Raw genomic sequence first — 26647 nt, forward strand, 5'->3', positions numbered from 1 at the left:
AGATCATGCTACCCGAACGACAAGGACCCTCCCGCGCCGTTTATTCCTGGCGCGGAAGGGTCCTTGTCGAGCCGTACGGCGTCAGACCCGCAGGTAGAAGCGGAGCGTGACCCAGGCGGTCACCGCGCTGACCAGGGCACCGACCCCGGCCATCAGCGGGAACATGAACAGGATGTCGCCCCAGCTCACCGGCGAGAGCAGACCCTGCAACGCCTGGAGCGACCCGTCGAACAGCAGATACTTGGCCGCGATCAGGGCCACCAGGCCGAGCAGCGAACCGATCAGACCGGCGACCACGGCCTCCAGCACGAACGGCGCCTGGATGAACCAGTTCGACGCGCCGACCAGCTTCATGACCGCGACCTCACGCCGCTTGCTGTACGCGGCCACCTGGATCGTGTTGGCGACCAGGAGCAGCGCGGCGACGGCCATCACGATGGCGGCGGCCAGGGCGATGTTCTGGATCGAGGTGAGGATGTCGAAGATCTTGTCCAGCAGCCGACTCTGGTCGACGATCTCGTCGACGCCCTCGGTGTCCTTGTACTGGTCGTAGATGCTCTTGTACTGCTCAGGATTGTTGAGCGTGAGCCGGAAGGACTCGGGCAGGCTGTCCGCCTTCACGGCGCTGAGCAGGTCCGGAGCGTCCTGGAACATCTCCTGGAAGCGCTTGTACGCCTCGTCCTTGTTGACGTAGATGCTCTCCTTGACCAGCGGGTCGCCCTCCAGCTTGGCGGCCAGCGCGTCACGCTGCTCGGGGCTCACCTCCTGGTCGAGGAAGATGGAGACCTGGATGTTCTTGTAGTACAGGTCCTTCATGTCGTCGACCTGGCGGTACATCAGACCGCTGGCGCCGAGCATGGTCAGCGAGACCGCCATCGTAATGATCATCGCGATGGTCATGGTCACGTTGCGCCACAGTCCGACCAGTACCTCGGACAGGACGTATTTCACGCGCATCGGGATTTCCTCCGGGTCTCCGGCATGAGGTGTTCGTCGTCAGGCTGCGCAGGGGTGGCGTCGGCTCAGCCGTAGACGCCGCGGGCCTGGTCGCGCACGATGCGGCCGCTCTCGATCTCGATGACCCGGCGACGCATCTGGTTCACGATGTTGGAGTCGTGCGTGACCATCACGACGGTCGTGCCGGTGCGGTTGATCCGGTCCAGCAGGCGCATGATCTCGATCGAGGTGTCCGGGTCCAGGTTTCCGGTCGGCTCGTCCGCGAGCAGGATCAGCGGACGGTTCACGAACGCCCGGGCGACGGCGACCCGCTGCTGCTCACCACCGGAGAGCTCGTGCGGGTAGCGGTGCTCCTTGCCACCGAGCCCGACCAGCTCCAGAACCTCGGGCACGACCCGGCGGGCGACCGCCTTGGTCTTGCCGATCACCTCGAGGGCGAACGCCACGTTCTCGTACGCGGTGCGGTTCGGCAGCAGCCGGAAGTCCTGGAACACGCAGCCGATGGAACGCCGGAAGTGGGGTCGCTTCCAGGAACGCATCGACGTGACGTCCTTGCTGTTGACGACGACCCGCCCCTTGTTGGGCGAGACCTCGTGCAGCAGCAACTTGATGATGGTGGACTTGCCGGAGCCGGATGGACCGATGAAGAAGACGAACTCGCCCTTCTCGATCGAGACGGACACGTTGTCGAGCGAAGGCCGGGACGCCTTCGGGTACGTCTTCGTCACTTGCTCAAGCTGAATCACGGGTGGTGAGTCTACGCGGTGTAACCGGGGAGCCAAGCCCCACGCCCCGCCGTTGCGAGTCGCGTCATCCAATTCGGGCGTACCGGAGAGATCGACGACGCGCTCCGCCCACGGTCGATCACGCAGCGTCGCCGGCGAGCTGCTGCTGCTTGCGCCACCGGATGCCCGCCTCCAGGAACTTGTCCAGGTCGCCGTCGAAGACCGCGGTCGGGTTGCCCGTCTCCTGCTCGGTCCGCAGATCCTTCACCATCTGGTACGGGTGCAGGACGTACGAGCGCATCTGGTCGCCCCAGGAGCCGGCGGCGTCGGTCTTCAGGCCCTGGAGCTTGGCCTGCTCCTCCTGGCGCTTGCGCTCCAGCAGCCGGGCCTGGAGCACCCGCAGCGCGGAGGCCTTGTTCTGCAGCTGGGACTTCTCGTTCTGGCAGGTGACCACGATGCCGGTCGGGATGTGCGTGAGCCGCACGGCCGAGTCGGTGGTGTTGACGCTCTGCCCGCCCGGGCCGGAGGAGCGGTAGACGTCGACCCGCATCTCGTTCTCGGGGATCTCGATGCTGTCGGTCTGCTCGACCACCGGCAGCACCTCGACGCCGGCGAAGCTGGTCTGCCGGCGGCCCTGGTTGTCGAAGGGGCTGATCCGGACGAGCCGGTGGGTGCCCGACTCGACACTGAGCGTGCCGTACGCGTAGGGCACCTTGACCGTGAAGGTGGCCGACTTCAGGCCCGCCTCCTCGGCGTAGGAGGTCTCGTAGACCTCCGTCGGGTAGCCGTGCCGCTCGGCCCAGCGCAGGTACATCCGCAGCAGCATCTCGGCGAAGTCCGCCGCGTCCACCCCGCCGGCGCCGGCCCGGATGGCGACGAGGGCCTCCCGGGAGTCGTACTCGCCGGAGAGCAGGGTGCGGACCTCCATCTCCTCGATGGCCTTGCCCAGCGAGGCGATCTCCGCCTCGACCTCGGTGAGCACCCCCGGGTCGGACTCCGCCTCGGCCAGCTCCAGCAGCACCTTGGCGTCGTCGAGCCCGGAACGGAGGCTGCCGAGCTTGCTGATCTCGCCGTTGACGTACGACAACTGGGAGGTCACCTGCTGGGCCTTCGCCTGGTCGTCCCACAGGTCGGGCGCGGAGGCCTCCTGCTCCAGGCGGTCCTTGTCCGCGCGCAGCCGGTCGATGTCGAGCACCGCCTCGATGTTGCGCAGGGTGGCGTCGAGGTCCTTGAGCTGTTCGGCGTAATCGGCAGCGGTCACGACAGACAAGGGTACTGCTCGTGCGAGGAGTGAGCTTGCGAGCCCCGCAGTCACGAGCCAAAAAGGTGCCGCTCGTGCGAGGAGTGAACCTACGAGACTCCGCAGTCACGAGCCGAAAAGGTGCCGCTCGTGCGAGGAGTGAACCTACGAGACCCCGCAGTCACGAGCCGAAAAGGTGCCGCTCGTGCGAGGAGTGAACCTACGAGACCCCGCAGTCACGAGCCGAAAAGGTGCCGCTCGTGCGAGGAGTGAACCTACGAGACCCCGCAGTCACGAGCCGAAAAGGTGCCGTCGGGCCGGGGCGGTCAGCCGACCGGGGCGCTCTTCAGCCAGGACAGGGCGGCCTTGTGGTAGGCGACGGCGAACTCCAGCGCGCTGGCGTCGTACGCGTCGCCCTCCTTCTTGGCGTTCTTGACCTGCTCCCGGACCTTGGCCAGGGCCTCGGTGTGGTATTCGTTGGCCGCCGCCTGGAGGTTCTTGAGCTGGCTGGCCGAGTGCAGCTCACCGAAGGCGATCCGCAGGGCGATCGGATTGCGGATGGTGTCCCGCCCCGGCTCCTCGGCCAGCCAGCGGGAGAATGTCCGTTTTCCCGCTGCGGTGATCGCGTACGGCTGGCTGGAACGCGGGCCGGGCTTGCCCATCCGGACCAGGCCCCGCTCGGCCAGCACCGGCAGCTCCCGGTAGACCTGGCTACGCGTCATCGACCAGTACGGCGCCAGCCGGCGCTCGGCGGCGGCCATCAACTGGCCACCTGTCATGGGGCCCTCGTGGAGCAGCCCGAGCAGGGCCGCCGCCGTGGGGTTGACTCCGGAATCCGCCATGCCCCTCACGCTGCCACTTTGCCGACCCGGCGTCCAGGATTTGGCATTTTCGCCACCCGGTCGGGTTCCTATGTGCACTGTCGGCGCGAGACAGTCCGCCGGGGAGGCGGGCGGGACGGTCCCCCGGGGAGTCCCCGGGGGAAGCCCGGGGGTCACAGCCGGCTACGCAGCTCCCACAGCTCCGGGTAGAACCGGGTCTCCACGCGCGAGCGCAGGTACGCCCCACCCGCCGAGCCCCCGGTGCCGGGCTTCGTGCCGATCTGCCGCTCGGCCATCAGCACGTGCCGGGCCCGCCACAGCGAGAACGCCTGGTCGTGGGCGACCAGCGCCTCCGCGAGGTCCCACAGCGGCCCGAACCGCTCCCGGTCCCCCGCGATGGTGGTGTACGCGGCGAAGCGCGACTCCTCCTCGGCGACGTCGAAGCCGGCCCTGCCGAGCACGGCCAGGAAGCCGTCCCAGAGGCTCGGCTCGGCCAGCCGCCGTTCCAGGCGCTCCCGCTCGGCGTCGGGCAGGCCCCGGAAACGGCGCAGGTAGTCCGGGTCCTTCAGGCCGGAGAGGAACTCGATCTCCCGGAACTGGGCGGACTGGAAGCCCGAGGCCGGGGCGAGCTTGGTGCGGAAGGCCAGGAAGTCCTGCGGGGTCATCGTGTCGATCACGTCGACCTGACCGATCAGGACCCGCTCCACCACGTGGCAGCGCTCCAGCCGCACCCGGGGCAGGTAGGTCTCGCCGGCGAGCAGCCGGTCCCGGGCGTCGGTCAGCTCCGCGAGCAGCAGCTTGAACCACAGCTCGTAGACCTGGTGGATGGTGATGAAGAGCAGCTCGTCGTGGGAGGCCGGGTCGGACTCCGGCACCTGGGCGGCCAGCAGGTCGGCCAGCCGGAGGTAGTCGGTGTAGGTGAGCAGGCCACCCTGCTCGCCGAAGTGGGGGTCCTGAGCGGGGGTGGGGTGGGTCACAGCGGCCACGGTACCGCCGTACGGCTGCCCCCGCCTCTCCCCGGTAGGGGTGCGGGGAAGGGCCCCCTCCCGTGCGCTCGACGCCGGGAGGGGGCCCTTCGGCACGCCTCAGCCCATGTGGGGGTAGGTGTGGTCGGTCGGCGCGACGAAGGTCTCCTTGATCGTGCGGGGCGACATCCACCGGACGAGGTTGTGCCAGGAGCCGGCCTTGTCGTTGGTGCCGCTGGCGCGGGCGCCGCCGAAGGGCTGCTGCCCGACCACCGCGCCGGTCGGCTTGTCGTTGATGTAGAAGTTGCCGGCGGCGTACCGCATCTTCTCGGCCACCGCGTCGACCACCCGGCGGTCCGTCGCGAAGATCGACCCGGTCAGGGCGTACGGCGCGATCGACTCGGCCTGGGCGACCACGTCGTCGAAGCGGCCGTCGTCGAAGACGTGCACGCCGAGGATCGGCCCGAAGTACTCGGTGGTGAAGGTCTCGTGGGCCGCGTCGGTGCACTCGAAGAGCGTCGGCCGGACGAACCAGCCCACCGAGTCGTCGGCGGTGCCGCCGGCGAGGACCCGGCAGGCGTCGTCGCCGCCGATCAACTCCAGCGCGGCCGTGTGCCGGTCGAACGCCCTGGCGTCGATCACCGCGCCGCCGAAGTTGCCGAAGTCGGTGACGTCGCCGTAGGTGAGGGACTCCGCGGTGGCGGCCAGCCGGTCGCGCAGCCCGCCCTCCCACAGCGAACGCGGGACGTACGCCCGGGACGCCGCCGAGCACTTCTGGCCCTGGTATTCGAAGGCGCCGCGGATCAGGGCGGTGTGCAGGGCGTCGACGTCGGCGCTGGTGTGCGCGACGACGAAGTCCTTGCCGCCGGTCTCGCCGACCAGCCGGGGGTAGCCGCGATAGCGGGAGATGTTCTCGCCGACGGTCCGCCACAGGTGCTGGAAGACCTTCGTGGAGCCCGTGAAGTGGATGCCGGCCAGGTCGGCGTCGGCGAGCACCACGTCGGAGACCTCCTCGCCGCGCCCGGTGACCATGTTGATCACGCCGGGGGGCAGGCCGGCCGCCTCGAACAGCCGCATGGTGAAGTGCGCGGCGAACTGCTGGGTCGGGCCCGGCTTCCAGACCACGGTGTTGCCCAGCAGGGCCGGCGCCGAGGGCAGGTTGCCGGCGATGGCGGTGAAGTTGAACGGGGTGACCGCGTAGACGAAGCCCTCCAGCGGGCGGTGGTCGAAGCGGTTCCACACGCCCGGCGACGACATCGGCTGCGCCTCGAGCAGCTCCCGGGCGAAGTGCACGTTGAACCGGAGGAAGTCGATGAACTCGCAGGCGGCGTCGATCTCGGCCTGGATCGCCGTCTTCGACTGGCCGAGCATGGTGGCCGCGTTCAGCGTGTCCCGCCACGGGCCGGCGAGCAGCTCGGCGGCGCGCAGGAAGATCGCGGCCCGCTCCTCGAACGGCAGGGCCCGCCACATCGGGGCGGCGTCCTTGGCCGCCTTCACGGCGGCGCGGGCGTCGTCGTGGGTGGCGTGGGCGGTGACGCCGAGCACGTGCGCGTGCCTGTGCGGCTGCACGACGTCGATCGACTCGCCGGCGGCCATCCGCTGCTCGCCGGCAATGGTCATCGGCAGGTCGATCCGCTCGGCGGCCAGCTCGGTCAGCCGCCGCTGGAGCCGTTCCCGGTCGGTGCTGCCCGGCTCGTAGTTGCGCACCGGCTCGTTGCGGGGCTCGGGTACGGAGAACACGGCGTCCATCAAGGCTCCTGGCGATCTCGGCAGCGGTGGCGAAACCGGACCCGCGGGCACCGGCCGGACGACCGGCGCCGACGCCGCGCCGGGTTCACCGGTCACGACAGCGGGGCCTTTCCCGATTCTTCCACGCCCCGCCCCCACCGCCGTCCCACCCGTGGCCGTCGCCGCCGCGTCGCCGCCCCGCGCCAGGCTTCATCGATCGAGGGCTCCTCCGCCGGGCCGGCGGGCTCGTCGACCCGGGCCCGGGTCGGCGGCGGGAGGGCGGGCACGGGGAACGGGGCTCGTGGACGCGTACGCTGGGTGGCCGGTGAACTGCCGGCCCACCGGGGCCGGGCGTCCGTCGGAGGGAACACGATGACCAAGCAGCCCGGCAGCTCCGCAGCCGCGGAGTCGGACCGGTCGGCGTCGGCCGCCGACGCCGCCACGACGGACGCCGTCGGGGACGCCGCCGCCGAAGCATCGGACCGGTCGGCGTCGGCCGCCGACGCCGCCACGACGGACGCCGTCGGGGACGCCGCCGCCGAAGCACAGGACGCCACCGGCGCCGGACCGGTGGACACGACCGACGCGACCGGGGCCGGGCCCTCCGCCGACGCGCGGGGCGGTACCGCTGCGGCGTTCGCGCCCGGGGCGCCGGTGCTCGCCCTGCTGGCCCTCGGGTGGCTCGCCGCGATGCTCTGGTCGACCCGCGAGGTGATCAGCTCGGCGGCAGCCGGGCTCACCGCCATCAGCCTCTCCGCGTTCGCCCTGCCGGGGGTGATCTCGGCCGCGCTGGTCGCGGGCGCCGGCTTCGCCCTCTTCGGCGTGGACCTGCTCGCCCGCCGGGGCAGCGACCGGGTCACCCTGCGCTTCCTGGCGGCGATCGGCACCGGCCTGCTCGTCGGGCTCGCCGCCGCGTTCGCGATCAACCTGACGTACGCCGACAACGCGACCACCAACGTGATCGCCGCCACCACCGCCGCCGCCGCGACCATCGGCGGAGCCGTCGCCGGCGCCCGCAGCGGGCCCGTGGTCGGGGCCGTGGTGGCCGCCGCCCTCGGCACGCTGATCTTCGTGGTGGCCTTCAGCCGGGCCCGCGACCCGCTCTTCGACCTGTTCGGCAGCGGCGACGGCCAGGAGTCGCTGTTGAGCGCGGCCAAGTGGGTCTCGCGCACCGAGTCCCTGCTCGCCGGCCTGGTGGCCGGGCTGCTGGCCTTCGGATACCTGACCCTGGCCCGCCGTCGGGCCGCCCGGCTCGATGCGGCGGCGCCCGCGCCCCGCTGGCCCGCCTACCTGCTGGCCGGGGCCGGCCCGGGCCTGCTCCTGCTCGTGGCCGAGGTGATCATCCGGGTCGGCGGGCGGTCCCTGCTCGACCTGGCCGGTGCGCTGAGCGAGGCGGACGCGGTGGCCCAGACCTCGCTGGGTACCTCCCGGATCGACAACGCCATCTGGGTGCTCTTCGTCGGCGCCCTGACCGCGATGATCGCCTTCGGCCGCACCCTGGGGCCGGCCCACGCCGACGACGACGAGCCGGCCGAGACCGCGTTCACCCGCTGACCCGGGCACCAGCCACGCCCGCCGGCGCGGTCGGCGCCCCGTCGGTGCGGGCGGCGGTCGATCAGGAGGTGGCGCGCAGCAGCAGGTCCAGCTCGGTGACGTCGTACCACTCCAGCTCGTGGTCCTCGGCACCGTCGACCGTGAACTGCGCGTCCGCGTCGCCGGCCAGGGCCTCGGTGACCGCCTCCGTCGCGGCGGTGACGTCCTCGACCGCGTCGGCGCCGTCCACGTGGACGGCCGCGACGGCGCCGACCGGCACGGGGTCGCCCAGCTCGACCGCGCTGGAGCCCAGCTCTCCGTCGCCCCGGGCCACCGCCGAGGCGGGCAGGTCCACCGAGACGACCACCCGGCGGCGGGGCGCGTCCGGGTCGGCCCGCAGCAGTTGCAACGCGTCCTGGGCGGCCCGCGTGAAGGCGACGTACTCCAGCTCCTCCTCGTCGCCCTCGGCGTACCACTCGCGCAGCGTGGGGGTCACCGCGTGCGCGGCGGCCACCGGCAGCCCGGGGCCGCGCAGGAGGGTCAGCATCGGAACGGTCGCCGGCACGTACACCCGGACAAGCTGCTCGGTCACCGGTCGTCTCCCCCGCTCAGGTTCCGTGCCGGCCTCCGCCGGTCCCGGCCGATCATGCCCTATCCCGTGACCGTCATACACCGCGACCTGTGCGGGCGGAAGCGCCCCGCCGGTGTGTCCCGCGAAGGCGTCGCCGCAGGTCGCGACCCGTCGGCTGGGCCACGTCGGTGGTCGGTGGCAAACTGAACCAAACGACGCCAACCCCGGGGGTTCTCGTGGAGCCGAGGTTCCTGCTGCTCTCCGACGTGGCCACCGAGCTGAACGTGTCGGACTCGCAGGTCTATCACATGGTGCGCAGCGGCGAGCTGCCCGCGATCAAGATCGGCGGACGCGGCCAGTGGCGCGTGGAGCGTGCCCGGCTGGAGGAGTACATCGAGCGCAAGTACGCCGAGACGGCCGAGTGGGTGCGCAGCAATCCGCTGACCGAGCGCGACCCCGAGTAACCGGGCCGATCCGCCGGGCATTGACCGAGGGCTCTGCCATGCCCGAGAATGGAGTCCGTCGAAGGCAAACGGAAGCAAACGCAGGAATCATGGGAGGTTCCCGGATGACCGACCCCCGCCGTCCCGGGCCGGCGCGGCCTCCCGTCCGGCTGCGTCCCGCCCCCTCGTTCGAGCCGCCGTTCACCGACGACGACGCCGCCCACTGGCCGGCCCCGGGCCACGCCCAGCTCGTGCTCGACCTGTTCGAGCCGGCCCGACGCGAGGCCGACCGACCGCTCGGCCGCCGGCAGCGACCCGCGCCGACCGGCCCCGGCCGGCGCAGCGCCGCCCCGCTGCCGCTCGACGCGCTCGTGACCGCCACCCCCGAGGCGACCCGGGCCGCGCACCGCTTCGTCGGCACCTGCCTTGAGGTGATCAACGGCTACCGCCCGCCCGGGCAGCTCAGGCCGCTGCTCGATCCGTCCCGGGCCGCCGGGCTGCTGCCCGAGCTGGCCCGCGCCACCGCCCGCTCCGGTCCGGTCCGCCGCCGGTCGACCCGGCCGGCCGTACGCCTGCGTCGGCTGCGGGTCTGCGAGCCGCGCGCCGCCGCCGTCGAGGTCGCCGCGGTCCTCGCCGGCGCGGGCGGGCGCACCTGGGCGATGGCGCTGCGCCTGGAGCACCGCCGGGGCAGCTGGCTCTGCACGGCCCTACAGGTGCTCTGAGCGTCCGGGCTCCGGCCACGGCGCCCGGACGTTCGCCGAGACGGAAGCGAGCCGTGGTCCACGAGGACCACGGCTCGACTGCTCCGGCGGGCGCGGGCCCGCTCAACTGCTTGTCACGCGCCGCCGTTGGGGGAGCCGTGGCAGCGCTTGTACTTCCGGCCGGACCCGCACGGGCACGGCGCGTTGCGGGACGGGCCGTTGCCGGCCTCCGCCTGCCCCGGCGCCACCCGCCGGCTGCTGGCCGCCGGGACGCCCGGGCCGCGCTGGCCGGACGCCGGGCGCTGCGGCGCCGCCGGGGCGGTCGTCCCCGGCGCGGCCGGGGCCGCCGGGGCCGGGCCACCGACGCCCAGCGCCGGCGCCTGCTGCTCGGCACGCTCGACGGCCACCGCGCCGGCACCGGCCTCGCCGTCGATGGTCGGCGCGGAGTATTGCAGGCCCTGCTGCTGCGGCGCCCGGCCCAGGCCCTTGGCCCGGATCTCGACCGGCTTGTCGAGCAGCTGGACCTCCTCGGCCTCCGGCTCCGGCTCGTTGACCTGCACCTCGAGGTTGTAGAGGAAGCCGACCGTCTCCTCCTTGATGCCGTCCATCATGGTGGCGAACATGTCGAAGCCCTCGCGCTGGTATTCCACCACCGGGTCGCGCTGGGCGTACGCCCGCAGGCTGATGCCCTCCTGGAGGTAGTCCATCTCGTAGAGGTGCTCGCGCCACTTGCGGTCGATGACCTGGAGCAGGACCATCCGCTCCAGCTGGCGGGTGCCCTCCTCGCCGAGCTGCTCCTCGCGCCGGTCGTACGCGGCGTGCGCGTCGTCCTTGAGGCGGGAAAGCAGGAAGTCGGCGTCGATGCCGGCCCGCGAGCCGCCGGCCTCCTCCTCCAGCTCCTCGATGGTGATACCCACGGGGTAGAGCTGCTTGAGGCTGGCCCAGAGCTGCTCCAGGTCCCAGTCCTCGCCGTAGCCGTCGGCGGTGGCCCCCCGCACGTACGCCTCGACGACGTCGTCGATCATGTTGCGGACCTGGTCGGAGAGGTCCTCGCCGTTGAGCACCCGCAGCCGCTCGGCGTAGATCACCTGGCGCTGCTTGTTCATGACCTCGTCGTACTTGAGGACGTTCTTGCGGATCTCGGCGTTCTGGCCCTCGATCTGGGCCTGCGCGCTCTTGATCTGCTTGGTGACCATCTTCGACTCGATGGGCACGTCCTCCGGGATGTTGAAGCGCTCCATGACCGCCTCGACGGCGCCGGAGCGGAAGCGCTTCATCAGCTCGTCCTGGAGGGAGAGGTAGAAGCGGGACTCGCCCGGGTCACCCTGCCGGCCCGACCGACCGCGCAGCTGGTTGTCGATGCGGCGGGACTCGTGCCGCTCGGTGCCCAGCACGTAGAGGCCACCGGCGGCGGCGACCTCCTCCGCCTCGGCGTCGCAGGCCTGCTTCCACTGGGGCAGGACCTCCTCCATCGCCTTGGCGTACTCCTCCTCGTGCTCCATCGGGTCGAGGCCACGCTGGCGCAGCTCGTTGGCGGCGAGGAACTCGGCGTTGCCGCCGAGCAGGATGTCGGTGCCACGACCGGCCATGTTGGTGGCGACGGTGACGGCGCCCTTGCGGCCGGCCTGGGCGACGATCTCGGCCTCACGGGCGTGGAACTTGGCGTTCAGCACGGAGTGCGGGATGCCGCGCCGGCGCAGGAGCTGGGAGATGATCTCGGAATTCTCGACCGAGACCGTGCCCACGAGCACCGGCTGGCCCATCGCGTGCCGCTCGGCGATGTCCTCCACCACGGCGTTGAACTTGGCCTTCTCGGTCTTGTAGATCACGTCCGGCCGGTCCTGCCGGACCATCGGCCGGTGGGTCGGGATCGTCACCACGCCGACCTTGTAGACCTTGTTGAACTCGCCCGCCTCGGTCTGGGCGGTACCGGTCATGCCGGAGAGCTTCTCGTAGAGGCGGAAGTAGTTCTGGAGGGTGATGGTGGCCAGGGTCTGGTTCTCCTGCTTGATCTCCACCCCCTCCTTGGCCTCGATCGCCTGGTGCATGCCCTCGTTGTAGCGGCGGCCGTGCAGGATGCGCCCGGTGAACTCGTCGACGATCAGGACCTCGCCGTCGCTGACGATGTAGTCCTTGTCGCGCTTGTAGAGCTCCTTGGCCTTGATGGCGTTGTTGAGGTAGCCCACCAGCGGGGTGTTGACCGACTCGTAGAGGTTGTCGATGCCCAGCCGGTCCTCGACCTTGGCCACGCCGCGCTCGGTGACCGCGATGGTGCGCTTGGAGTGGTCGACCTCGTAGTCGCCCTCGCCGTCCTTGCCGGGCTGGAGCCGGGCCACGACGCCCGCGAACTCCGAGTACCAGCGGGCGGAGTGCTCGGCCGGGCCGGAGATGATCAGCGGGGTGCGGGCCTCGTCGATCAGGATCGAGTCGACCTCGTCGACCACCGCGAAGTTGTGGCCGCGCTGGACCAGCTCCTCCTTCGACCACGCCATGTTGTCGCGCAGGTAGTCGAAGCCGAACTCGTTGTTGGTGCCGTACGTGATGTCGCACTCGTAGGCGGCCCGGTGCTCGGTGGCCGGCCGGTTGGGCAGCACCACGCCGACGGTGAGGCCGAGGAACTCGTGCACCCGCCCCATCCAGGCGGCGTCCCGCTGGGCCAGGTAGTCGTTGACCGTGATGACGTGCACGCCCTCGCCGGAGAGCGCGTTGAGGTAGACCGGCATGACCGAGGTCAGGGTCTTGCCCTCACCGGTCTTCATCTCGGCGATGTTGCCGAAGTGCAGCGCCGCGCCGCCCATGACCTGGACGTCGTAGGGCCGCTGGCCGAGCACCCGGGCGGCCGCCTCGCGGCAGACCGCGAACGCCTCCGGCAGCAGGTCGTCGAGGGTCTCGCCGTCGGCGAGCCGCTCCTTGAACTGGTCGGTCATGCCGCGCAACTCGTCGTCGGTGAGGTTGACGTAGTCGTCCTCGATCGAGTTGACGGCGGCGGCGATGGCCTTCAGCCGGCGCACCATACGGCCCTCGCCCGCGCGGAGGACCTTTTCCAGAATCGACACGGATCAACGCTCCCCTAGACAGTCTCGAACCATCGTAGGCGCTCCATCGGCGCGATGGTCACTGGTGGCGGCCCTCCGAGTCGGCGAAACCGACATAACACGCCCGGCACGCGCCGCGCCGCCGAAATCCGGTTACGCCGTCCGCGAACGGTCCGGCACGATGGCTCGGGTGGAACCTGTGGAGATCACCGAGGACGGCCTGCTGCTGCGCCCCTGGCGGGCGACCGACGCCGACGCTGTGCACCGGGCGTGCCAGGACCCGGACATCCAGCGCTGGACCACCGTACCTCGCCCGTACCTGCCCGAACACGCACACAGGTTCGTGACCGAGGTAGCCACGGCGGACTGGGCGACGGGCACCGGGACGCCGTTCGCGGTCTGCGACGCCGCCACCGGCGAGTTGCTCGCCTCCTGCGGGCTCGTCTCGATCGACACCGGCCTGCGCTCCGGCGAGATCGGCTACTGGACCGCGCCCTGGGCCCGGGGTGCGGGCGTGGCCGTCCGGGCCAGCCGCGCCGTCGCCCGCTGGGCGTTCGACGCGCTGAAGCTGCGCCGGCTGATCTGGCAGGCCGAGGTGGGCAACCACGCCTCCCGCCTGGTCGCGCTCCGGGCGGGCTTCCGCGTCGAGGGCCGGCTGCGCCTCGCCGACCCCGCCCCCGACGGCAGCCCCGCGGGCTGGATCGGCTCACTGCTCCCCGGCGAGGTGCCCGCACCCGGCGAGACCGGTCCCGTCGGCCCGGGCACCCTGGAGGCCCGCCGCGCCGCCGTATTCGGCGCACCCCCGCCCGTCCTCTTCGCCACCGCCGGCGGCACCGAGATGCGGCTGCGTCCCATGGAGGAGCGCGACCTGGACGCGATCGTCGACACCTGCCGGGACCCGGAGACCATCCGCTGGACCAGCCTGCCCGATCCCTACGAGCGGGCGGACGCCGAGTCGTACCTGGCCTACACGCGCAGCACCTGGGCCGGCGGCAGCAGCGCCTGCTTCGTGGTCGCCGACGTCGACGACCGGTACGTGGGCACGATCGACCTGCGGCTCTCCGCCGCCGACCCGCTGCTGGCCGACGTGGGCTTCATAGCCGACCCCCGGGCCCGGGGCCGCGGCCACCTGTCGGCCGCGCTGACCGCGCTCAGCGCCTGGGGCTTCGCCACGCTGGGCCTGGCCCGCATCGAGTGGCGGGCCAACGTCGGCAACACCGCGTCCCGCCGGGTCGCCGAGAAGGCCGGCTTCACGGTCGAGGGCATCGCCCGGGGCGGGCTCACCCACCGCGACCAGCGGGTGGACGTCTGGGTCGGCGCGCTGCTGGCCGGGGACCTGGCATGACGCCGGAGACGATCGAGGCCGACGGGGTGCGGCTGCGGCAGTTCCGCCCCGCCGACGCCGCCGACCTCGCCGCCGGCTGCGGCGACCCGGTCAACCTGCGGTTCAACCCCGGCATGCCGCAGCCGTACACCGAGGCCGACGCCCGTTGGTGGATCACCGAGGGCGCCCCGGCCGCCTGGGCCAGCGGCGGGGCCGCGTACGCCATCGCCGATCCGGCCACCGACCGCCTGGTCGGCGGCGCGGGCATCGGCCAGGTCGTGACGCCGCGCCGGCAGGCGGAGGTGGGCTACTGGGTCGCGCCGTGGGCGCGGCGGCGCGGGGTCGCCACCGCCGCGACCCGGGCCCTGGCCGACGCCGCGCTGCGCCACGGCGTCGACCGGCTGGAGCTGCTGACCCACGCCGAGAATCCGGCCAGCCAGCGGGTGGCGCTCGCCGCCGGCTTCCGCCACGAGGGCGTACGCCGGGCGGCCGGCCAGCTGCGCGGCGGCGGCCGGACGGACCTGCTGGTGTGGGTACGGCTCGCCGACGACCCGCCCGGCCCGGCCCCCCGGGCGCTGCCCGACCTGCCCGAGGGCCGGCTGACCGACGGCGTGGTGACCCTGCGCCGGCTCGGCCCGGACGACGTCGACCTGATGTACCGGCTGCACTCACGGCCGGAGGTGGTGGCGAACCAGGCCCCGCCGGTGCCGCCGACCCGGGCGGCCATCGAGCGGCGCTGCCTGACTGCCGAGAGCGCGTGGCTCACCGGGGCCATCGCCCGGCTGCTGATCCTCGACGCGGTCACCGGCGAGCCGGCGGGCAGCTGTGGGCTCAGCATCTCCGACCCGGCGGCCGGTGAGGGTTCGGTCGGCTACGCGCTCCTGCCCGAGCGGCGGGGACGCGGGCTGGCCACCCGGGCGGTGCGGCTCCTGGCCGGCTGGGCGTTCGGCCCGGCGGGGCTCGCCCGGCTGGTGGCCGGCACCGTGCCCGACAACACCCCCTCGCACGGGGTGCTGGAGCGGGTGGGATTCCGCCGGGAGGGCCTGCTGCGCGGGCGCCTGCCGGGACCGTCCGGCACCCGCCTCGACGACCTGGTCTTCGGGCTGCTCCCCGACGATCTGCGCTGACCGGCGGCAGTCCGGGAGGTACGCCGGGCGTCGACGCCGCGCAGTCGAGCGCCGACGCGGCGGGCGGGCGGGCCGCCCGGAGGCCGGCCCGGGGCCGTGGTGGCGGCGTGGGCCACCACCACGGCGCGGGCGGCTCAGGCGTCCAGGGAGATGATTCCGTAGTCGTAGGCGTGCCGTCGGTAGACGACGCTCGGGCGGCCGGACTCCTTGTCCTGGAACAGGTAGAAGTCGTGGCCGACGAGTTCCATCTGGAACAGGGCTTCGTCGACGGTCATCGGCTCGGCGGGGTGCACCTTCTCCCGCGCGATGTGCCAGGGCTGGTCGTGCTCCTCCTCGACCCGTTCGGCCACGGCGGTGGCCGTGGCGGAGCCGTCGGGGGACGCACCCAGCGGCCCGTCGAGACCGGCGACCGGCAGGCCGGCGGTGGCGGCGGCGACGGAGAGCGGCGCGTGCCGTCCGCGGTGGACGCGGCGGCGGTCGGCCGCCCGGCGCAACCGGGTGTCCAGCTTGGCGATGGCCGCGTCGAGCGCGCTGTAGAAGTCGTTCGTGCAGGCCTCCGCCCGGATCACCGGGCCACGGGAAACGCAGGTGATTTCGACGCGCTGGCAGTGGTCCGCCTGGCGCGGATTGCGCTCGTGGAAAAGCTCTACATCGACACGAATAAGTTTGTGATCGTAACGTTCGATCTTCGCGAGTTTCTCCGCCACGTGCACCCGGTAGTGATCCGGCACTTCGACGTTACGGCCCTTGACCACGATGTCCATGTGACCTCCCTAGTTCGGACGGTCGTTCGTTCCAACATCCGGTCGTGCGCCCCCGGGGGAGGTCCCACTCGGCGTCGACCGGTCAGTGCGGCTACGCCTCCTTTCACCGCCGGGAGCGGGTGGAAAGACCTCCTACCCCCGACACGAAAACGCTAACTCCAATTCGCCCGACAGTCACCCCCAGTCGCCGGGACGGCCCACAATTTTTCACGGCTCATACACCAACGGGTGAAACGGAAACACGCAGCGCTACGGCCGGTGCCGTTTCTCGGTCGCGGCGAGCACCGCGGCGACCGTGGGTGACAGCCCGCTCGCCGTCAGCGCCCGCCCCACGGCGGCGAGGGTGGCGCCGGTGGTGAGGATGTCGTCGAGCACCACCACCGCCGCCCCGTCGGGCACGGACGGCACCCGCGGGCGGACCCGGAAGGCCGACTCGGCCGCCGCCGCGCGGCCGGCGCTGTCCAGCGTCACCGAGTCGGGTCGGGGCAGGGCCCGCAGGGGACGGCGCACCCGCACCGGCCAGCCCGCCCGGCGCAGCCGGTCCGCGCAGTGCCGGGTCAGCCGGCCGAGGTGGTCGCCGTAGCGGGCGCGGGCCGCCGCCGCGGTGTCCGGCACCGGCACCAGCGTCACCGGGCGGGCCTCACCCACCGCCGCCGCCACGACCTCGGCGAGCAGCGCCCCCAGCGGCCGGGCCAGCCCGTGCCGCCCGTGGTCCTTGTACGCCAGCAGCGCCTCCCGCAGCGGGCCGGCGTACGGGCCGAGGGCGACGCAGGGCGGCAGGTCGGGCGGGGCGGGAGTGGGGCGTACGGCCCTGGGGCGCAACGCGCCGAGCGCCGCCACGCACTCCGGGCAGACGCCGTGCCGCAGCCCCGGTCGGCGTTCCCGGCAGCCGGCGCACTCCACGGGCAGCACCAGGTCGGTGAGGTCCGCCCAGAGCCCGCCGAGATCCCGCACGGAGATCAGTAGAGGAAGAAGGGGGCGGTCGGGTTGCCGGCGCGCGCCCCGGCCGACGGCGGCGTGACCTCCTGCACCTGCTGCGGCTGGATCCGCTCGAACGGGCTGCTGCGGTACGCGACCCCGTTCGCCTCGTACATCGCGGCGCCGAGGCGACCCACCGCGTTCGCCGGGTACGCGGCGAGGTGCGTCACCCGGGCGCCGATCTTGTCCTCCAACCGGCTCTCCCGGGCGCCGTCCACGCTGACCTCGTAGACCGCTGGGCGGCCGACCGCGCCCGCGAGGACCAGGGTGTTCTCGCCGTACCAGTCGACGGCCGACAGGCTGGTCAGCCGGGTGTGCAGCCGACGGGCCGGGCCGGGGGTCGCCCCCGCGCCGTCGGGGCTGAGGGCGGCGACGTAGAGCGTGCCCCCGGCGATGACGGCGATCCGGTGCCCGTCCAGCGAGGCCGCCACGGCGGTCACCGGACCGGGTACGCCCAGCGGCACGGCGGTGAGCTGCGCCTGGGCGTCGAAGCGGTAGAGGCTCCCGTCGGCGACCACGAGCCCGGCCGGCTGCCCCCGGTACGTGGAGCGCAGCCAGACCGGCTGGCCCATGGCGGCGTACCCCTTGGCGCTGCGGGTGAAGGTGGCCACCGGGTCGGTGCCGGTGCCGACGGAGAGCCACTGGCGGTTGGCGTCGGAGACCACCAGCGCCGCCAGGATCTGGTTGTCGGCGCGGCTGAGCCCGGCGGAGACGACGTTCCGGTTCGCCTTGGGGTCCACGGGCACCGGGCCGGTCGGCTCTCCCGGGTAGGCCAGCGGGTGGACGGCGCCCTCGTAGACGCAGAACCGCTGGAAGCTCTCCGGGAGCTGGTGCACCGGGCGGTCCAGGCGGCGCCGTTCCAGGTCGGGGATGAACTCCTGCGACTGGTTACGGATCTTGATGTCGAGCGGCCCGTCGAGGTCCGACAGCGACCAGGCGAGCTGCGTGCCGAGCTGCTCCAGCCGGGCCTTGTCCTCCGGCATCTCCAGGTCGACCTCCCAGCGGCCGTCCGTCCGGGTGGCGTTGTTGATCAGGCGGGTGCCGTCCGGCAGCCGGCGCACGGCCGTGCCGAGCCAGGCCGAGGGCCCGGCGGTCAGCCACTTGACCACCTCGCTGACCCGCCGCTCGTCCGGCACGGCGAGCGGCAGGTAACGCTGGTCGGGGACGAGCCGGGTGCGGTCGTTGTTCCAGAAGTAGATCGTCCGGCTCTGGTAGTACGTCTCCAGCGCCTCGACGCTGAGCAGCAACGCGGTCGGCGGGTTCGCCACGTACAGCCCGCCGTCCGTCAGGCCGTCCGGCCCGGCCTGGCTGCGCAGCTCGAAGGTGTAGGTCGTGGTGCTCGTCTCCGGCGGGGCCAACGTGCCGTCCGTGCGCAGCTGCCCGACCTGCTGCACCTTGAGGGTGACCTCGGTCCGGTCCGGGGCGTAGACGGGCACCGGCTCCTCGGTGAGCCGGACGACGGCCAGCGTGACCTCGCTGCCCTGCTTGGTCTGGAGGCGGTCGCGGTCCGCCGGCACGATGAACTGCCGGACCCGCTGGTACGCCCCGTCCGGTTCGCCGGCCGCGGCGGAGAGGAAGTTCTGGACGAACTGCTCGGCGTCGGTGCCGGCCGCGCTCCGGCTCGGGGGCTCGCCCCGGCTGCCGCTGGTCGAACCGCCCTCCGCCGCCGGTCCCGGCCCGTCCACCCGGACCTCGGTGTTCTCCGGAATGCCGCAGCCGGCCACGCCGCCCAGCAGCAGCGCGCCGCCGAGCAGTCCGGCGAGCAGCCGACGCCTCACGACCCCACCTCCGCGTGCCCACCGTTGCCCGGCCGCCCCGGACCGACGGTCAGCGCGCCGTCGGTGCCCGGACCGATCGCGAGGGCGCCCTGAGTGCCGGGGCCGATGGCCAGCAGCCCGCCCGACCGGGGCCCGCCGAAGGGCAGCGCGGCGTCGGCCGGCACCAGGCGCAACGGCGAGGTGGTCAACCGGTCGCCGGCCCGCGACGGCAGGGTGAGCCGGAACTGGGCACCCTGTCCGGGCGCACCCCAGGCCTCCAGCCAGCCGCCGTGCAGCCGGGCGTCCTCCAGGCTGATCGACAGGCCCAGCCCGGTGCCGCCGGTCTGCCGGGCCCGGGACGGATCGGCCCGCCAGAAGCGGTTGAACACCAGCTTCTCCTCGCCCGGCTTGAGCCCCACCCCGTGGTCGCGGACGGTGATCGCCACCGCCGTGTCGTCCATTCCGAGCGTGATCAGCACCGGCTTGGCCTCGCCGTGCTCGACGGCGTTGCCGACCAGGTTGCGCAGCACCCGCTCCACCCGCCGGGGATCGACCTCGGCGATCACCGGGGTGCCGGGGACGTCCAGCTCGATGGCCACGCCGACGCGCTCCGCGAGGCCGGCCAGCCGGTCGGCCACCCGGTGCACGACCGGCACCAGGTCGGTCGGCTCGGAGTCGAGCATGGCGAAGCCGGCGTCGAAGCGGCTGATCTCCAGCAGGTCGGTCAGCAGCTCCTCGAACCTGTCCAGCTCGGCCTGGAGCAGCTCGGCGCTGCGCGCCACCGCCGGGTCGAACTCGTCGCGCTCCGCGAAGATCAGGTCGGCGGCCATCCGGACCGTGGTCAGCGGGGTGCGCAGCTCGTGCGAGACGTCGGAGGTGAAGCGGCGTTGCAGCCGGGACATCTCCTCCAGCCGCAGGATCTGCCGTTGCAGGTTGGTGGCCATCTGGTTGAACGACGCCGCGAGCAGGGCGAGGTCGTCCTCGCCGTTGACCACCATGCGCTGGTCGAGCAGGCCGGCGGAGAGCCGCTGGGCCGTCCGGGCGGCGACCCGTACCGGGGTCACCACCAGCCGGGTGACCAGGCCGGCGAGCAGGCCGAGCAGGAGCACCAGGGCCGCTCCGGTGGCGGCCACGGTGTCCCGGACCTCGGCGGCCGTGGCGTCCTGCCGGGCCAGCGGTACGAGGTAGTAGAGCTCCACCTGACCGAACCGGGTGGGCACCGGGGAGCCGTAGACCAGGTACTTCGTGCGCTCCTCGCCGAGGCGCCCCGTGCGGATCTGGCTGGCGACCTTGCCCCCGGCGACCGTCTCGCGCAGCTCCGGGCTGATCAGCGGACGGACGTTGACGGCGGGCGAGGAGCGCGGCTGGATGGCGTCGGTGTGGTTGTCGGCGGCGAGCGCCACGATCACGCCGGTGGTCTGCTGCGGGTCGCCGCCGGCCAGGTAGTTGACCGTGCCCTCGATGGTCTCCTGGAGCTGCGTCTCCTGCGGCTGGTTGTAGAGGCCGAACTGCTTCGCCGCGTAGTCCGCGCCGCTGCCCAGCCGCACCCGCACGTCCGTCTCGACGTTCTCCACCAGGATGCCGGTGATCTTGTCGGCGATCAGGTAGGCGAAACCGCCCACCAGCAGACTGGACGCGACCAGTGTGATGGTCACCACCCGCAGTTGGAGCGACCGCCGCCAGGCCTGGTGCAGGCCGGCGAGCAGGCGCGCGGCCCGGCCGTGCACGCCACGCCACAGCTCCCGCGCGGCGACGCGCCGGCGCGGGACTGCCGTCGGGGGGTCCGGGATGGGGGAGGTGGCCACAGTGTGACCAGGCTATCCGGTGCCCGCCTTGTAGCCCACGCCCCGCACGGTGAGGATGATTTCCGGCCGCTCCGGATCCGGCTCGATCTTGGCCCGCAGCCGCTGCACGTGCACGTTGACCAGCCGCGTGTCCGCCGCGTGCCGGTAGCCCCAGACCTGCTCCAGCAGCACCTCGCGGGTGAAGACCTGGCGCGGCTTGCGGGCGAGCGCGACCAGCAGGTCGAACTCCAGCGGCGTCAGCTTCACCTCCTCGCCGTTGCGGCTGACGGTGTGCGCCGGGACGTCGATGGTGATCTGGTTGCCGGGCGGCCCGATGGTCAACATCTCCGGGGCGACGTCCTCGCCGCGGCGCAGCCGCGCCCGCATCCGGGCGACCAGCTCCTTGGGCTTGAACGGCTTGACCACGTAGTCGTCGGCCCCGGACTCCAGGCCGAGGACCACGTCGACCGTGTCGCTCTTGGCGGTCAGCATGACGATCGGCACGCCCGACTCGGCCCGGATCGACCGCGCCACGTCGATGCCGCTCATGCCGGGGAGCATGAGGTCGAGCAGGACGATGTCGGGGCGGTTCTCGCGGAACGCCGCCAGCGCCCGCTCGCCGTCGGCGACGAACGAGGGCAGGAAGCCCTCGCTGCGCAGGACGATGCCGAGCATCTCGGCGAGCGCGGGGTCGTCGTCGACCACCAGTACCCGGGCTCTCATGGGGTTAATGTTTCCATCCCCTTCAGTTAGGTGGGATCCCCGTCACCCGGCACGGTACTGCCGTGGGACGTCGCCGCCCAGCAACAGGTGCCCGGCGTCGCCGCCCCGACGTGCGGGTCCACCCGATCGGAACGGGCGTGTCACCATGATCCCCGCGTGCGCCGTCACGCGCCACCGCCGTCCCTCCCCAGGAGTACGCGTGCCCGACGCCGGCCCGACCGCCGTGCTTCCGCGCCGCCCCCTCACGGTCGGCGAGCTGCTGGACTCCGCGGTCCTGCTGCTGCGCGCCCAGGCCCGGGTGCTGGTGCCGGTCGCCCTCGCGCTGGCCGTGGCCGAGCAGCTCCTGCTGTACCCGCTGCGCCTCTTCGCTGGCACGGCGCCGCCCGTGTGGTTCCTGGAGTCCGGGCGGTTCGGGGCGTACTGGCTGCTGCTGGCGGTGGGCGCGGCGACCGAGGCGGTGGTCGTCCTGCTGCTGGGCAACCCGGCCGCCCGCGCCGCCGGGGCCGCGCTGCTCGGCCGTACGGTCGGGGCCCGGGAGCTGCTCCGCCCGGCCGGCGCGCGCTGGGGCGCCACCCTGCTGCTGGCCGTCCTGGTCGGCGTGGTGATGTGTGGGTTCGCGCTGTTCGGGCCGGTCTGGATCGTCGGTTTCGCCCTGCTCGGCGCCGTGGCGCCGGCGCTGGTCGTGGACCGGGTGCACCCGCTGCGCGCCCCGTTGCGCTCCGCCGCCCTGGCCGTCCGGGGCGCCGGCCGGGCCGGCTGGATCCGGCTGCTCGGCTACCTGGTGTGGTGGATCGTGCGCCTGGGCCTCGGCATCGGCGTCTACCTCGGGCTGGACTCGTTCGACCTCGTCGACCGGGCCTGGGCCGGCTGGCTGTCGCTGGCCGTCTGGGCGGGCGTGAACGCCGTCGCCTACCCGGCCCTGGCCTGCCTCGACGCGGTGCTGCACCTGGAGACCCGGATGCGTACCGAGGGACTGGACATCCGGCTCTCCCGGGCCAGGGCGGGCACGCCCGGGGCTGTCCTGCTGGCGGCCGGGCGATGAGCTTCAGCCGGTGGTGGACCGAGACCACGGCGGCGCTCGGCGACCGGGTGCCGCTGCCCCTGGTCGCGCTGCTGCTGGTGCTCGCCACGGTGCTGGTCGCGGTCGGCTGGTACACGTTCCCGGCCTGGATCCCCCGGCGGCTGCCCCGGCTGCGCCGACGCCGCAGGCCCGCGCCGCCGGAGGCCGCCGGGCAGCCGGTCGTCCCCGCGCCCCGCGAGCCGGAGCTGGCGGCCGCCGCGTACGTCTCCCTCGCGGACCGGCTCGCCGCCGAGGGCCGGTACGCCGAGGCCGTCCGGGAGCGGCTGCGGGCGATGGTCCGGGAGCTGGCCGCCCGCCGCGTGGTGCAGCCGCAGCCCGGCATGACCGTCGTCGAGCTGGTACGCGCCGCGACGGACAGCCGGCCGCAGGTGGGCCCGCCGCTCGGCGCCGCCGGGGCGGTCTTCTCCGAGGTCTGGTACGGCCAGCGCCCCGCCTCCGTCGAGCACGACCACCGGATGCGGGAGCACGCCGCCGAGCTGGACCGGGTGCTGACCGGGCACCCCGAGGACGGGCCCCGAGCATGAGCGCACCCGCCACCGCCGCCCCGCCGGCCCCACGGACCGCCGCCGCTCCCCAACGCCGCCGGCACCGGCTGCTGATCCCGCTGGGCCTGGCCGCACTGCTGCTGACCACGACCCTGGTCACCCACGCGGTCGACCAGCCCGACCCCGACGACCGGGGGTTCCTCTCCCCCGTCGCGACCGGGGACGACGGCGGCAGCCGGCTCGCCGACGCGCTGCGCGAGCGGGGCGTCACCGTGCAGCGGGAGACGGAGACGCTGCCGGCGCTGCTGGCCGCCCGCAGCGGTGCGACCACGCTTTTCGTGCCCGCGCCGACCCTGCTGCACCCCGACACGGTCGGCGCGTTGGACTCGCTGCCCTCGACCACCAGGCTGGTGCTGGTGGATCCGCCGCGCCGGGTGCTGGAGGCGGTCGGGCTGCCCGTGGAGCCGGCCGGCCGCCGGTGGGCCGCGCAGGCGGTGGGGCCGGACGCGCGGGGCCTGCCCTGCCCGTTGCCCGAGCTGCGCCAGCTGGGGCGGGCGGCGGTCGGGCTGCAACGCTACGCGGCCACCCCGGGCGCCTCGGCGCCCGTCCGGTTCTGCTTCGCCGACGGGCTCGCCCTGCTGCCCCGGGTCCCCGACGCAACGGTCGTGGTGGGCGCCAGCGACCCGTTCCGCAACGACCGGATCGACGAGTGGGACAACCGGGCGTTCGCCACCGCGCTGCTCGGCGGGCCGGGTCGGGTGGTGTGGCTCGACCTGGACGGCCCCGAACCCCCGCCGGTCTTCGGCAACGGCAGCACCGGCCGCCCGGCCTGGTCGCCCACGCCGGGCGGCTCCACCGGGGACGGCCGACCGGGCAGCGGAGACGGCGACGGCACCGGCACCGGCACCGGCGACGGGGATCCCGGCGGTCCCGGCGGGAACACCGCCGGCGACAGGAACGACGACGGCGAGGGCGATTCGCGGGCCGACCGGCCCGCCCCGCCGAACCCGCTGTGGTCCGCCTTCCCCCGCTGGCTGTGGGCGTTGCTGGCCCAACTCGCCGTGGCCGCCCTGTTGGCCGCGCTCTGGCGGGCCCGGCGGCTCGGCCCGCCGGCTCCCGAGCCGCTGCCGGTCTCGGTCCGCTCGGCCGAGACGGTGCTCGGCCGCGCCCGCCTCTACGAGAAGGCCGGTGCCCGGGACGCGGCCGCCCGGACGCTGCGGGCCGCCGCCCTCGACCGCCTGACGCCCCGGTTGCACCTGCCGCCGACCGCGCCGCCGGCCGACGTGGCCGCCGCGGTGGCCGCCCGTACCGGCGACGACCCGCGGTGGACCGACGAGGTGCTGCACGGCGCCGAGCCCGAGACCGACGGGGACCTGCTGGACCTGGCCCGCGCGCTGGACCGGCTCACCCGCGCCGTCGCCCCGCACACCGCCGACGGACCGCCCCCGCCCGCCGGGGTCCCGCACCCGGCCGCGGTGCCGTTCCACGAGGGACCGCCCCCGGCCACCGACGGACCGCCCCCGGCCGCCGCGCCGCCCGCCGAGGGGCCGCCACCGCCTGCCGCACCGCATCCGCACCGAGCCGAAGGAGACCCCCGGTGACCCGACCCGCCGGCACCGCCGAGCCGTCGACCATCGAGCCCGTCGACCCGCGCGCCGCCCTGCACCGGCTGCGTACCGAGGTCGCCAAGGCGGTCGTCGGGCAGGACGCGGTCGTCACCGGCCTGGTGATTGCCCTGCTCTGCCGCGGGCACGTGCTGCTGGAGGGCGTACCGGGCGTGGCCAAGACGCTGCTGATCCGCACCGTGGCCACCGCCCTCGACCTGGGCTCCAAGCGGGTGCAGTTCACCCCGGACCTGATGCCGGGCGACGTCACCGGCTCGCTGATCTTCGACCCGCACACCGCCGCCTTCACCTTCCGCGAGGGGCCGGTCTTCACCAACCTCCTGCTCGCCGACGAGATCAACCGGACGCCGCCGAAGACCCAGTCGGCGCTGCTGGAGGTGATGGAGGAGCGGCAGGTCTCGGTGGAGGGCGATCGGCGGCCGCTGCCCGACCCGTTCATCGTCGCCGCCACCCAGAACCCGATCGAGTACGAGGGCACCTACCCGTTGCCGGAGGCGCAGCTCGACCGCTTCCTGCTCAAGCTCACCGTGCCGCTGCCCAACCGGGACGAGGAGCTGGGCGTGCTCCGCGCGCACCACGCCGGCTTCGACCCCCGCGACCTGGCCGCTGCCGGCGTACGGCCGGTGGCCGACGCGGCCGACCTGGCGGCTGCCCGGGCGGCGGTCGGCCGGGTGCACGTGGCCGAGCCGCTCTTCGGCTACATCGTCGACCTCTGCCGGGCCACCCGCAACACCCCGGCGCTGGAGCTGGGCGCCTCGCCCCGGGGCGCGACGGCGCTGCTCAACACCGCCAAGGCGTGGGCCTGGCTGGCCGGCCGTGACCACGTCGTACCGGACGACGTGAAGGCGGTCGCCCGGCCGACGCTGCGGCACCGGCTGCGGCTGCGCCCCGAGGTGGAGTTGGAGGGCGTCGGCGTGGACGCGGTGCTGGACACGGTGCTCGCCACCGTGCCGACGCCGCGATGACCTGGCGGGCGGCGCTCCTGCTGGCGGTCGGCGCGCTGACCCTGCCGGCCTGGCCGGCGCCGTTCGTCGGGCTGCTGGTGATGACCGGGGCGGTGCTGCTGCTGGTGCTGCTCGACCGGGCGCTGGCCGCGCCGCCGGGTGCGCTCACGGCCGCCCGGCAGGGGGACCGCGCGGTCCGGCTCGGCGGCACCGCCACCGTCGCGCTGCTGCTGCACAACCCCTCCGGCCGTACGCTGCGGGCCAAGGTCCGCGACGCCTGGGTGCCCTCCGCCGGTGCCCGCCCCGACGTGCCCCCGTCGCGGCTCGTACGCGTCGATCCCGGCGTGACCGTGGCGCTGCCCAGCCGGCTGACCCCGCTGCGGCGGGGCGACCGGCCGGCGGTGGCGCTGACGGTGCGCTCGTTCGGGCCGCTGGGGCTGGGATTCCGGCAGCGCTCCGGCCGGCCGGCCACGCCGCCGTGGACGCTGCGCGTGCTGCCGCGCTTCGACTCCCGCCGGCACCTGCCGGAGAAGCTGTCCCGGCTGCGGGTCATCGACGGCACCCAGGTGAGCCGCGGGCGGGGCCAGGGCACCGAGTTCGACACCCTCCGCGAGTACGTGGTCGGCGACGACGTGCGCTCGATCGACTGGCGGGCGAGCGCGCGCCGGGCCGACGTGCTGGTGCGTACGTGGCGGCCGGAGCGGGACCGCCGGCTGCTGTGCGTGCTGGACACCGGGCGGACCTCGGCGGTGCGGGTCGGCGACGAGCCCCGGCTGGACACCGCCATCGACGCCGCCCTGCTGCTCACCGCCCTCGCCGCCCGCGCCGGCGACCGGGTCGACGTGCTCGCGGCCGACACGGCCGTACGGGCCACGGTCACCGGCACGGGCGGGCCGGCCCTGCTGCCGCGCGTGGTGCACGCCCTCGCCCCGCTCCAGCCGACGCTGGCGGAGACGGACTTCGACCTGATCGCCGGCGAGCTGCTGCGCCGGCAGCGCCAGCGCAGCCTGGTGGTGCTCTTCACGGCGCTGGAGGCGGGCGCCCTCGGCGAGGGGCTGCTGCCGGTGCTCCCCCGGCTCGCCGCCCGGCACCGGGTGGTGGTCGCGGCGACGCACGATCCGGTGCTGACCGCCCTCACCACCGCCGTCCCGCAGCGCCCGGCGGACGCCTACGCCGCCGCGGCGGCCTGGCGGGCCCTGGCCGAACGCGACCGCGTCCGCACCGCCCTGGGTCGCCACGGCGTGACGGTCGTGGACGCCCCGGCGGGCCGCCTGGCCTCCACGCTGGCCGACGCCTACCTGCGCCTCAAGGCCCTCGGTCAGCTCTGAGGCGGCTC

23 protein-coding genes are annotated in these 26647 nt (G+C 73.7%); 10 read left to right on the top strand and 13 right to left on the bottom strand.

All coding sequences use genetic code 11. The features are described 5' to 3' along the window. Positions 1-81: 81 nt before the first annotated feature. The 6 genes from ftsX to pruA all read right to left on the bottom strand — a co-directional run bounded on the left by ftsX (position 82) and on the right by pruA (position 6457). On the bottom strand, positions 82-957 hold the full coding sequence (gene ftsX / locus AC5L34_RS08530; RefSeq protein WP_441174275.1) for a permease-like cell division protein FtsX: 876 nt from the start codon (positions 955-957) through the stop codon (positions 82-84). 65 nt (positions 958-1022) lie between these two features. Further along, positions 1023-1703, bottom strand: coding sequence for a cell division ATP-binding protein FtsE (gene ftsE / locus AC5L34_RS08535; protein ID WP_089001878.1), 681 nt, complete (start codon positions 1701-1703; stop codon positions 1023-1025). Positions 1704-1821: 118 nt separating this feature from the next. After that, a complete protein-coding gene (prfB, locus tag AC5L34_RS08540) occupies positions 1822-2943 on the bottom strand; it encodes a peptide chain release factor 2 (protein ID WP_089001879.1) in 1122 nt (373 codons plus the stop codon). A 305-nt stretch (positions 2944-3248) separates the two neighbouring features. Further along, positions 3249-3764: a PadR family transcriptional regulator gene (locus AC5L34_RS08545; protein WP_089001880.1), complete on the bottom strand. Its 516-nt coding sequence runs from the start codon at positions 3762-3764 to the stop codon at positions 3249-3251. A 152-nt stretch (positions 3765-3916) separates the two neighbouring features. Then, positions 3917-4720 (bottom strand): tryptophan 2,3-dioxygenase, encoded by an 804-nt coding sequence (locus AC5L34_RS08550; protein ID WP_441174278.1) that lies wholly within the window; start codon positions 4718-4720, stop codon positions 3917-3919. 108 nt (positions 4721-4828) lie between these two features. Then, the gene (gene pruA, locus AC5L34_RS08555) at positions 4829-6457 is read right to left on the bottom strand and encodes an L-glutamate gamma-semialdehyde dehydrogenase (RefSeq protein WP_441174279.1); all 1629 of its coding nucleotides are present in this window, start codon (positions 6455-6457) and stop codon (positions 4829-4831) included. Positions 6458-6808: 351 nt separating this feature from the next. On the opposite strand from pruA, the gene AC5L34_RS08560 reads away from it, so the two are divergent. Beyond that, positions 6809-7990, top strand: a complete 1182-nt coding sequence (locus tag AC5L34_RS08560; protein WP_494824379.1) for a hypothetical protein — start codon at positions 6809-6811, stop codon at positions 7988-7990. A gap of 61 nt (positions 7991-8051) precedes the next feature. Here AC5L34_RS08560 and AC5L34_RS08565 read toward each other — a convergent pair whose 3' ends face one another. Next, positions 8052-8561: a DUF6912 family protein gene (locus tag AC5L34_RS08565; RefSeq protein ID WP_441174281.1), complete on the bottom strand. Its 510-nt coding sequence runs from the start codon at positions 8559-8561 to the stop codon at positions 8052-8054. A 215-nt stretch (positions 8562-8776) separates the two neighbouring features. On the opposite strand from AC5L34_RS08565, the gene AC5L34_RS08570 reads away from it, so the two are divergent. Next, positions 8777-9004, top strand: a complete 228-nt coding sequence (locus tag AC5L34_RS08570) for a helix-turn-helix domain-containing protein (protein ID WP_089001884.1) — start codon at positions 8777-8779, stop codon at positions 9002-9004. A 104-nt stretch (positions 9005-9108) separates the two neighbouring features. Next, the gene (locus AC5L34_RS08575) at positions 9109-9705 is read left to right on the top strand and encodes an Rv3235 family protein (RefSeq protein WP_494824381.1); all 597 of its coding nucleotides are present in this window, start codon (positions 9109-9111) and stop codon (positions 9703-9705) included. Between the two features lie 113 nt (positions 9706-9818). On the opposite strand, the gene secA is transcribed toward AC5L34_RS08575, so the two are convergent. Then, the gene (gene secA, locus AC5L34_RS08580; protein ID WP_494824383.1) at positions 9819-12740 is read right to left on the bottom strand and encodes a preprotein translocase subunit SecA; all 2922 of its coding nucleotides are present in this window, start codon (positions 12738-12740) and stop codon (positions 9819-9821) included. Between the two features lie 160 nt (positions 12741-12900). On the opposite strand from secA, the gene AC5L34_RS08585 reads away from it, so the two are divergent. Further along, positions 12901-14064, top strand: a complete 1164-nt coding sequence (locus tag AC5L34_RS08585; RefSeq protein WP_441174284.1) for a GNAT family N-acetyltransferase — start codon at positions 12901-12903, stop codon at positions 14062-14064. Next, on the top strand, positions 14061-15170 hold the full coding sequence (locus AC5L34_RS08590) for a GNAT family N-acetyltransferase (RefSeq protein ID WP_441174285.1): 1110 nt from the start codon (positions 14061-14063) through the stop codon (positions 15168-15170). Before AC5L34_RS08585 ends, AC5L34_RS08590 begins: the two co-directional genes overlap by 4 nt. A 134-nt stretch (positions 15171-15304) precedes the next feature. On the opposite strand, the gene hpf is transcribed toward AC5L34_RS08590, so the two are convergent. The 5 genes from hpf to mtrA form a co-directional block, all read right to left on the bottom strand. Beyond that, a complete protein-coding gene (gene hpf / locus AC5L34_RS08595; RefSeq protein ID WP_441174286.1) occupies positions 15305-15934 on the bottom strand; it encodes a ribosome hibernation-promoting factor, HPF/YfiA family in 630 nt (209 codons plus the stop codon). 249 nt (positions 15935-16183) lie between these two features. Then, complete coding sequence (locus tag AC5L34_RS08600) at positions 16184-16888, bottom strand: ComF family protein (RefSeq protein WP_441174287.1); 705 nt, start codon at positions 16886-16888, stop codon at positions 16184-16186. Between the two features lie 5 nt (positions 16889-16893). Beyond that, complete coding sequence (locus AC5L34_RS08605) at positions 16894-18690, bottom strand: LpqB family beta-propeller domain-containing protein (RefSeq protein WP_441174288.1); 1797 nt, start codon at positions 18688-18690, stop codon at positions 16894-16896. Beyond that, entirely contained in the window at positions 18687-20474 is a 1788-nt protein-coding gene (mtrB, locus tag AC5L34_RS08610; RefSeq protein ID WP_441174289.1) for an MtrAB system histidine kinase MtrB, read from the bottom strand. The genes AC5L34_RS08605 and mtrB overlap by 4 nt, the downstream gene beginning before the upstream one ends. A 12-nt stretch (positions 20475-20486) precedes the next feature. Beyond that, positions 20487-21176: an MtrAB system response regulator MtrA gene (mtrA, locus tag AC5L34_RS08615; RefSeq protein WP_089001893.1), complete on the bottom strand. Its 690-nt coding sequence runs from the start codon at positions 21174-21176 to the stop codon at positions 20487-20489. Between the two features lie 199 nt (positions 21177-21375). Between mtrA and AC5L34_RS08620 the strand changes: the two genes are divergently transcribed. The 5 genes from AC5L34_RS08620 to AC5L34_RS08640 are packed head-to-tail and all read left to right on the top strand — an operon-like array spanning position 21376 to position 26639. Then, the gene (locus tag AC5L34_RS08620; RefSeq protein WP_494824386.1) at positions 21376-22218 is read left to right on the top strand and encodes a hypothetical protein; all 843 of its coding nucleotides are present in this window, start codon (positions 21376-21378) and stop codon (positions 22216-22218) included. Further along, positions 22215-22781 carry a DUF4129 domain-containing protein gene (locus AC5L34_RS08625; protein WP_494824388.1) on the top strand — a complete coding sequence of 189 codons (567 nt, stop codon included), beginning with the start codon at positions 22215-22217 and terminating at the stop codon, positions 22779-22781. Before AC5L34_RS08620 ends, AC5L34_RS08625 begins: the two co-directional genes overlap by 4 nt. Next, the gene (locus tag AC5L34_RS08630; protein WP_494824389.1) at positions 22778-24343 is read left to right on the top strand and encodes a DUF4350 domain-containing protein; all 1566 of its coding nucleotides are present in this window, start codon (positions 22778-22780) and stop codon (positions 24341-24343) included. The genes AC5L34_RS08625 and AC5L34_RS08630 overlap by 4 nt, the downstream gene beginning before the upstream one ends. Then, positions 24340-25332, top strand: coding sequence for an AAA family ATPase (locus AC5L34_RS08635; protein WP_363624103.1), 993 nt, complete (start codon positions 24340-24342; stop codon positions 25330-25332). The genes AC5L34_RS08630 and AC5L34_RS08635 overlap by 4 nt, the downstream gene beginning before the upstream one ends. Further along, entirely contained in the window at positions 25329-26639 is a 1311-nt protein-coding gene (locus AC5L34_RS08640) for a DUF58 domain-containing protein (protein ID WP_494824391.1), read from the top strand. The genes AC5L34_RS08635 and AC5L34_RS08640 overlap by 4 nt, the downstream gene beginning before the upstream one ends. Positions 26640-26647: the final 8 nt, after the last annotated feature.

It is taken from the genome of Micromonospora sp. ZG13, from assembly GCF_059359355.1.

Excerpts from the sequence above, each read along its gene's own strand:
- AC5L34_RS08585 (WP_441174284.1), top strand. The coding sequence starts at position 12,901 with ATGGCTCGGGTGGAACCTGTGGAGATCACCGAGGACGGCCTGCTGCTG.
- pruA (WP_441174279.1), bottom strand. The coding sequence starts at position 6,457 with ATGGACGCCGTGTTCTCCGTACCCGAGCCCCGCAACGAGCCGGTGCGC.
- AC5L34_RS08575 (WP_494824381.1), top strand. The coding sequence starts at position 9,109 with ATGACCGACCCCCGCCGTCCCGGGCCGGCGCGGCCTCCCGTCCGGCTG.
- AC5L34_RS08560 (WP_494824379.1), top strand. The coding sequence starts at position 6,809 with ATGACCAAGCAGCCCGGCAGCTCCGCAGCCGCGGAGTCGGACCGGTCG.
- AC5L34_RS08630 (WP_494824389.1), top strand. The coding sequence starts at position 22,778 with ATGAGCGCACCCGCCACCGCCGCCCCGCCGGCCCCACGGACCGCCGCC.
- AC5L34_RS08590 (WP_441174285.1), top strand. The coding sequence starts at position 14,061 with ATGACGCCGGAGACGATCGAGGCCGACGGGGTGCGGCTGCGGCAGTTC.
- ftsX (WP_441174275.1), bottom strand. The coding sequence starts at position 957 with ATGCGCGTGAAATACGTCCTGTCCGAGGTACTGGTCGGACTGTGGCGC.
- AC5L34_RS08640 (WP_494824391.1), top strand. The coding sequence starts at position 25,329 with ATGACCTGGCGGGCGGCGCTCCTGCTGGCGGTCGGCGCGCTGACCCTG.
- AC5L34_RS08625 (WP_494824388.1), top strand. The coding sequence starts at position 22,215 with ATGAGCTTCAGCCGGTGGTGGACCGAGACCACGGCGGCGCTCGGCGAC.
- AC5L34_RS08545 (WP_089001880.1), bottom strand. The coding sequence starts at position 3,764 with ATGGCGGATTCCGGAGTCAACCCCACGGCGGCGGCCCTGCTCGGGCTG.
- hpf (WP_441174286.1), bottom strand. The coding sequence starts at position 15,934 with ATGGACATCGTGGTCAAGGGCCGTAACGTCGAAGTGCCGGATCACTAC.
- mtrA (WP_089001893.1), bottom strand. The coding sequence starts at position 21,176 with ATGAGAGCCCGGGTACTGGTGGTCGACGACGACCCCGCGCTCGCCGAG.